The 7,297-nt window shown below is 45.2% G+C and carries 9 protein-coding genes; 6 read left to right on the top strand and 3 right to left on the bottom strand.

Annotated elements, in window-relative coordinates:
- Nucleotides 1-113: 113 nt before the first annotated feature.
- The 3 genes from hutZ to hutW are packed head-to-tail and all read right to left on the bottom strand — an operon-like array spanning nucleotide 114 to nucleotide 2,570.
- Nucleotides 114-644 carry a heme utilization protein HutZ gene (hutZ, locus tag APB76_RS16315; RefSeq protein WP_049843195.1) on the bottom strand — a complete coding sequence of 177 codons (531 nt, stop codon included), beginning with the start codon at nucleotides 642-644 and terminating at the stop codon, nucleotides 114-116.
- A gap of 40 nt (nucleotides 645-684) precedes the next feature.
- The gene (hutX, locus tag APB76_RS16310) at nucleotides 685-1,188 is read right to left on the bottom strand and encodes a heme utilization cystosolic carrier protein HutX (protein ID WP_049843196.1); all 504 of its coding nucleotides are present in this window, start codon (nucleotides 1,186-1,188) and stop codon (nucleotides 685-687) included.
- Between the two features lie 11 nt (nucleotides 1,189-1,199).
- A complete protein-coding gene (gene hutW / locus APB76_RS16305; protein WP_054961939.1) occupies nucleotides 1,200-2,570 on the bottom strand; it encodes a heme anaerobic degradation radical SAM methyltransferase ChuW/HutW in 1,371 nt (456 codons plus the stop codon).
- Between the two features lie 170 nt (nucleotides 2,571-2,740).
- Here hutW and APB76_RS16300 point away from each other — a divergent pair, with 170 nt between their 5' ends.
- Genes APB76_RS16300 through APB76_RS16275 form a run of 6 tightly spaced genes read left to right on the top strand, consistent with a single transcriptional unit; the run spans nucleotide 2,741 to nucleotide 7,284 of the window.
- A complete protein-coding gene (locus APB76_RS16300) occupies nucleotides 2,741-3,484 on the top strand; it encodes an energy transducer TonB (protein WP_054961938.1) in 744 nt (247 codons plus the stop codon).
- A complete protein-coding gene (locus tag APB76_RS16295; protein WP_054961937.1) occupies nucleotides 3,484-4,185 on the top strand; it encodes a MotA/TolQ/ExbB proton channel family protein in 702 nt (233 codons plus the stop codon). Before APB76_RS16300 ends, APB76_RS16295 begins: the two co-directional genes overlap by 1 nt.
- The gene (locus tag APB76_RS16290; RefSeq protein WP_054961936.1) at nucleotides 4,182-4,595 is read left to right on the top strand and encodes an ExbD/TolR family protein; all 414 of its coding nucleotides are present in this window, start codon (nucleotides 4,182-4,184) and stop codon (nucleotides 4,593-4,595) included. Before APB76_RS16295 ends, APB76_RS16290 begins: the two co-directional genes overlap by 4 nt.
- An 11-nt stretch (nucleotides 4,596-4,606) precedes the next feature.
- Complete coding sequence (locus APB76_RS16285; RefSeq protein WP_049843201.1) at nucleotides 4,607-5,452, top strand: heme/hemin ABC transporter substrate-binding protein; 846 nt, start codon at nucleotides 4,607-4,609, stop codon at nucleotides 5,450-5,452.
- A gap of 12 nt (nucleotides 5,453-5,464) precedes the next feature.
- Nucleotides 5,465-6,502, top strand: coding sequence for a FecCD family ABC transporter permease (locus tag APB76_RS16280; RefSeq protein ID WP_054961935.1), 1,038 nt, complete (start codon nucleotides 5,465-5,467; stop codon nucleotides 6,500-6,502).
- Nucleotides 6,502-7,284: a heme ABC transporter ATP-binding protein gene (locus APB76_RS16275; protein WP_054961934.1), complete on the top strand. Its 783-nt coding sequence runs from the start codon at nucleotides 6,502-6,504 to the stop codon at nucleotides 7,282-7,284. The genes APB76_RS16280 and APB76_RS16275 overlap by 1 nt, the downstream gene beginning before the upstream one ends.
- Nucleotides 7,285-7,297 lie beyond the last annotated feature (13 nt).

The raw sequence follows: 7,297 nt of genomic DNA, 5'->3' as shown, positions 1-7,297 counted from the left end.
AACGTCTTTGGAGGATCGTTCAACCGATCATTTTAGGCTTAACTGATCGGCATTAGCCAATGTGGCTCCTTTGAATAGAAATAGCTTACTAGGCTCTTAAATTTAAAACAAATTTAAGCGTTTGATACCTTCTTATGCCCTTCTTCTAGATGAACGAAATCTACTAAGTCATCACCTGAAACTTGATATGCCTGACCAAAACCTTTTACGAACAGGCCTTTCTCAGCTTTAAGGTTAAACAGAACGAAGTCTTGTAGCTGGCTTAGACCTTCGATGATTTCACCGAATCGGCCCTGCATTTGTGCAACAACTTGAGTCCACTGCTCAGTATCACGCTCGACTACAGAAGCCACTGCATCAAACGTTAAACGCTTACGTGCAAACAGCTGCTTAGAGGTGTCTTCGTCTTCAATCATCATGATCGAGACATTCGGGTTTACCTGTAGGTTACGCGCGTGACGAGCAATTTCAGAGATAAGCACGAAATAGCCATCTTGGTTTTGAACATATGGCGCGTAGCTTACGTTTGGACGACCATTTTCATCGACTGTCGCCAGTTGCAGTGTACGTCGCTCTTGGCGAAACTCTTTAATTTCAGGCTCAAGACGTCCTTGAAGGCGTTCTTGTTTAACTTGTTGATCCATGTTGAGGCTCCTAACTTTCTCTTACTATTATTATTCTGAATTACTTTCTAAACTCTTGCTGCCATTGTTTGAATGTCGCTACCTGCGATTCAATCAACTCACGCTTTTCATTACGACCTAAGTAGATCTTAAATATGTTATTTCCCGCTTCACAGAAGAAACCAAAGTAATGGCTTTCTCTACCCATGAAAGGTTTGCTCACTAAAGCAATGTTTTTAACATTATCTAGCTTCAAGTGGCCATGCAGTTCGCCTTCGCGCCCCATCAAGTTGTAGTAACCACGCGCAACTTTCCCTTTAGGAAACGGCGCTTTTACTTCAAAGATTGAGCCAAAAGAATGAACAATTGTCGTTACAGGGCCGAATCCAACCAAGCTCTCTAAGATATGTTGAGCTTGCTCTCCAGCTACTAGGGCAATCATTTCTTCAGGTAAAGCCGCTACCGCTTCAAATTCAGAGACATTCAGTTTCTCCGCAATGGCTGCGGGTAATAGAGTGGGTTCTTGCTCGATAAGCTGAGCAACCTGCTGTTTTAGTGCTTCCATAGTTTTTCCGTTTACATCGCGACTGATTCGAGCGCGTTTTTTTCTTGATACGTTGACTGTAGTACTTGAATACAAGCTTGAGCGAGGCTTACTGCCCAAAATTGCCCAGCCAAAGTTAAAGAGAGATAATCACCTTCGACTTGAACTAGCCCTTTTTCTTGCCAGTGGTGGAATAAAGGTAATAAGAAATCAAATGATGATAAGCCTAAGAATTGTGGCATTGCCGCACGTGATAAAACACCGCGGTCGAAGCCTGATTTCAGGACAGAAAAAATAGGTTCCAACGTGTGCTGCTTAGTCATCATCGCGACTAGTGAGTCACCAGACTTCATTGCTGTCATGTAGGTTTCTAGTGTTCGATGATTCATCATACCGTAGCCACCGATGTTGCCGCCTGCCCCGCAGCCAATAGGTAAAACCTCGGCATAGGTTTTTGCTAACGAGTTGTATTGGCTACGTTCACGGTTGTCTCCCGCCCAATGGTTAACGCTTAGCTGTCGCATGTGATGTTTTTGCATAAACGCGGAACCTAGCTCGTACATTGACGCTTTATCAGGCGTTGTTGCTGGCGCGGGGATCTTTCCTTTCTCCACTAGGTTTAACATTGGTGCGTTACCACCAACAACTAACTGGTATAAATCTAACCCGTGAGCTCCTGTCGACATGAAATCGTTCAGATCTTGCTCAAACACCTCTAAAGTTTGGTAAGGCAAACCATAGAGTAAGTCTAAAATTATTGGCGCTTGGTCAGTGGCACTTAAGGAACTCACACGCTCCAGGACTACATCTCGATCATCAAGACGTTTCGCACTGCGTCTAACCCGAGTGTTAAAGCTCTGAATACCAAACGAAAATCGGTTAAAACCACCTTCTAAAGCGCGCTCAAACGTTTCATCACTAAAACGGTTAATTCGCCCCTCTAAGGTGATCTCACAATCAGTTGATAAAGGGAAATACGCTCGAATGGCTTTGCCTAATCGTTCGATCTGCTCCGCCGACAGGTCTGTTGGCGTTCCCCCACCGATATAAACAGCGTGAAAGGTTCCAGATTGCGTCCAAGGCATTGCTGCTTTGTGCTTAATTTCAACCATCAAGGCTTCGAAGTAGTCGTCGACAAGCTTTCGGCTAGCGGCATTTTGGAAAAAGTTACAAAACGTACAGCGAACTCGACAAAATGGAATATGAATGTATAAGCAGCGCTTATCTTTTTTTTCCCCTTGTGAGGCATAAAGGCTATTTAATACTTCAGCTTTCTGTTCAGGCAATAAAGAGGCAGCCATACCGCCTGCATGAGGGGAAGACTTTTTGGCAAATGCAAATCGAAGTGGATCAGGCGTATCTACCGCCAAAACTGATTCATCGAAATTATAAATATTAAGCATTTCATAAATCTCTCAGCGCTTGTCAGCTCTAGCCTCGCGCCAAATTCTTAAAAACTGGTAGCGATCATAAATTGGCGGTAATGATAATGCAATTGATAATTGATCTTATTTGCATTGTGAGTAATAATTCTAATCCGTCTGGTAACCGATATGAATCATGGAGAACTCTAGTGAACGTCAAGCGATACACCATTGCAGGTAGCATTTCGTTAGCTATCCACGCTGCGTTCGTGTTGGTTGCACAAGAGCCAAAAGCTTTTGCGATGCCAGCAGGTGCACAATCAGATTCTGTGTCGATTAATTTCAAAGCAGTGGCAACACCACCTGCAGAGCAACTGGCAACACAATCACAACCAAAAGCTGAGCCGGAACCGAGTAAAAAACAAGTGACTTCGCCTGAGCCCCAAAAGGTCGAAAAACAACCTAATCCGGTGGAAAAGAAAGTCGTCAAGAATAAGCCCAAGGTAGAAAAAAAGGTCACCAAAACAAAACCCGTGCCGAAGAAACAACCTGTGGCTGACGAACCAAAAGAAAAAACTGCGCAAAAGGTGGTTGAAAAAAAACAAGCGCCTAAACAGCACGAATCAAAAGCCCAGCCACAACTCGTCAATCAGGGCGCAAGCTCTCAACCAGTGATGGTCACCAAACCTTCGTTTCTCACTCGCCCTTCAGCACCTAAGTACCCACGTTTAGCAAGAAAACGCGGTATTGAAGGCATCGCCCTGTATGAAATCTGGCTTGATGAGGATGGTAAACAGGTTAAACAAGTCCTTATTTCATCTTCAGGCACTGACATGCTTGATAAGTCAGCATTAGCGGCCATCAAAAAATGGCGATTCTCACCTCATTCTGTCGATGGGCAAAAAATGGCTCATCGCGTCCAAATCCCTGTTCGTTTTAAGTTGGATCGATAATGGAACAATTACAGCAATTGCAACAACAATTGGGTCTTATGGCTTGGCCATTGATCATCTGCTCAGCACTCACATTAATGATTATTGCCGAGCGTCTTTTTCAAGTCATGATTAGCCTAGGTGTTGGCAAACGAGCCATCCGCAGCGAACTAAAGCAGATTAGCCCTACTGACAGCCATCAAATCGAGGCGTTGGCAGAAAAACTCTCACCTCGCCGACCTTTGCTCTACAAAGGTGTGGCCATGTTGCTTGCTCACCACTCATTTGCCAAAGCTCTGCGTGAAGACGCCGCCGGTATGTGGTTACAAGAAAAACGCCACCAGCTTAATTCTGGATTAAGGTTACTCACTCTGATTGGGGTAATTAGTCCACTGATTGGCTTACTAGGCACAGTATTAGGTCTGATAGAGATGTTTAAAGGCGTCGCGGCCTCGACTGGTAACATTACCCCTAATGACCTAGCAGACGGACTTGGCTTGGCAATGAGAACAACTGCCGCTGGTCTTCTTATTGCCCTACCCGCTATTGCCGGAGCCCAACTTCTCGGTTTGTGGGCCGATAAAGTCATGGCGAAATTAGAGCACACTCTTAACTACGTAAACCTATGGTTGGAAGGTATTAGCCTCCAGCATGTGTCGCCAGATAACGCTTTGACCGCAATAAAGCCATCAACGAACTTAGCAACTGAGGCGAGTTCATGATCAAGGTTAAGCAGGAAGAAAATCGCTTCGGATTAACGCCTGATCTTACACCTCTTCTCGATATTATTTTTATCGTAATGGTGTTTTTGATGCTCACTGCAGCAGTAAAGCTCGACTCACTTGAAGTCGACCTGCCGACCACTGACTCTCAAGTTGTGTCAGAAGTAGATACTAAATCTTTAACCGTCAATATCTTGGAGGAAGAACCTCACTGGGCAATTGATGGAAAAGAATACATAGACTGGGAGAATTTCACCCTAGCGTTACTGGAAGAATACAAATCTAACAAACAGCCCATCGTGATAGGTGCGGATAAAACAGCCGAAGTTCAGCACCTAGTGAAGTTGCTCGCCTTTTTGCAAGAAAACGGTATTCAAGCGACACAGCTACTCACGGAAGAATCTAATTAATCGAGTTCAACATGTATAAAAAAGCCTTTTTAAAAACCGTAACAGCCATTTCTTTATCGTTAATGGCTTCAACATCATTCGCTAGCGAAAGAATTGTCAGTGCAGGGAGTGCCGTTACAGAATTACTTATCGCTTTAAATCAGCAAGATAAACTGGTCGCGGTTGATGTTACTAGCGAACTACCAGGCTCATTGCAATTGCCTAAAATTGGTTATCACCGACGTTTATCAGCGGAAGGCCTTTTGGCTCTCGGCCCAAATCGCTTGATTGGCTCGGATGAGATGGGGCCAGAAACGGCTCTCAGCCAGCTTCGCTCAGCAGGTGTAGAAGTTGATATCGTCAATACAAAACCAACTCCAGAAGGCCTAATTGAGCGCATTGACGAAATCGCTGCACTGACTCAAGCCGAGCAGCAAGCAAGCGAGTTAAAAAACCATGTGACAGAGCAGATTACTCGTTTAGAAAAGAACAAATCCCAGTGGAAATCAGCGAAAAAAGTGCTGTTCCTGCTTATTCACGAAGGTAGACCTGCCAACGTTGCCGGGCGTGATACCACACCTAACGCGATTATTGAACTCGCAGGTGGTGTAAACCCAGCCGCTAGCCAGTTAAGTTCATATAAACCGCTTTCAACTGAAGCTATGGTCGAAATGCAGCCAGACATTATTTTGGTCAGCGGGCGCAGTTACAACAAACTCGGTGGTGCCGACGAAATATTGAAGAAAATGCCAATGCTCGCGGCAACGCCAGCAGGACAGAACAAACAGTTTATTCAAATTGATGGTCACGCATTAGTTGGTGGGCTTGGACTAAAAAGCCTGTCTGAAGCTGAGCGCTTGAGCCAGATTCTCAAATAACGAGTCACTACTATGCTTTTACGCCGCCTGCCGCTTAGCGCTGCTGTTGCCATATTTGGTATTGCCTTGGTTGTTACTGCGATTAGTTCAGTCACTGTTGGCCCTATGAACATTGGCTTTTGGGAAAGTGTCCAAAGCCTTATGTTTCGCTCAGAACAATTAGCTCCCCATGTGAATTTGGTTATCCATGAAATACGCTTTCCACGCACTATCTTATGTATGCTGGTAGGTGCAATACTTGCTATCTGCGGTACCGTAATGCAAGGTTTGTTTCGCAACCCTCTGGCTGAACCCGGGATTATTGGTGTCTCAGCAGGTGCGTCCTTGGGTGCCGCGTTAGCTATCGTTCTGTTTGCTGATCTCAGTGAGCAATACCCACAGTTCATGAATTTAGCCGCTGTACCTATATTCGCCTTTCTCGGTGGGGCACTGACGACTGTCCTTGTCTATAAGCTAGGCACAAGCAAGATGGGAACATCTGTGACTATCATGCTGTTAGCCGGTGTGGCGATTAGTGCTCTATCGGGTGCGGGAATCGGTTACATGAACTTTATTGCTGATGACCAAATGCTGCGTGACTTATCACTCTGGTCGATGGGATCGTTGGCAGGCGCAAATTGGGCAAGCATAATCTTATGTGCGATCACGCTGGTTTTATTGATGATCATATTTGTGCGTAAGGCGATGTCACTTAACGCTCTTTTACTAGGTGAAGCAGAAGCCAACCATCTGGGTATTCCCGTACAACGCTTGAAACGTCAGCTTATTCTGTTAACCGCAGTTGGTGTTGGAGTAACGGTGAGCGTTTCTGGCATGATTGGCTTTATCGGTTTAGTCATCCCTCACCTAGGTAGAATGCTGTCGGGCCCAGATCATCGGACCCTATTGCCAATCTCAGCACTGATGGGCGCTTTACTACTTACGTTTGCCGATATGTTCTCTCGCGTTGCGGTCGCTCCTGCAGAATTACCTGTTGGTATCGTTACAGCATTGATCGGTGCTCCTTTCTTCATCTATCTACTCTTCAAGCAAAAAGGAAAAATCATCTGATGAGTAAAGTTGTTTTATCAGGTAAACATATTTCCATGACGTTTGGCTCTCGCAAGGTTTTGGATGATATTAATATCGATATTCGTGCCGGAGAAGTTACCACGCTACTAGGGCCAAACGGTGCGGGCAAGAGTACATTGCTAAAATTGCTTTGCGGAGAAATACCATCACGCTGTGACATTCGCTATTTCAACCAACCGCGAAAACAATGGAAATCGGCTGATTTGGCTAAGCACCTCGGAATGCTGCCACAACACAGTACATTGAGCTTCCCATTTCTCGCCCATGAAGTGGTTGAACTTGGGGCGATTCCTTTGAACATGCCAAACAAGTCTGCACAAAAGCTAGCTAACAAGTACATGGAAATGACGGACGTCACTCACTTAAGTGACCGCTTGTACCCTTCCCTCTCTGGTGGCGAAAAGCAGCGTCTTCATTTAGCACGAGTCTTAGTACAGCTTGACCACGCAGGTGAGGATAAGATTCTCATGCTTGATGAACCAACTTCTGCGCTAGATCTTGCCCATCAGCACAATACATTAAAAATTGCTCGTCGGTTAGCGGATGAGCACAATACAGCAGTTGTTGTGGTTCTACATGACTTGAACTTAGCAGCACAATACTCAGACCGTTTGATCGTTCTCCATGACGGTAAACTGGTGTGCGACGATGCCCCTTGGGAAGCCTTACAGCCCGAGATGATCAGGCGTGTATATGGTTACGACTCCATTGTTTCACCACATCCCACGCTCGATTTCCCACTCATTTATCCAGCAGCTTAGGTAATTTAGATGG

Origin of the sequence: Vibrio bivalvicida, from assembly GCF_001399455.2 — a bacterium.
In the GTDB taxonomy this organism is placed as follows: Bacteria; Pseudomonadota; Gammaproteobacteria; order Enterobacterales; family Vibrionaceae; genus Vibrio; species Vibrio bivalvicida.
This window is presented reverse-complemented; position numbering and strand designations above follow the sequence as displayed.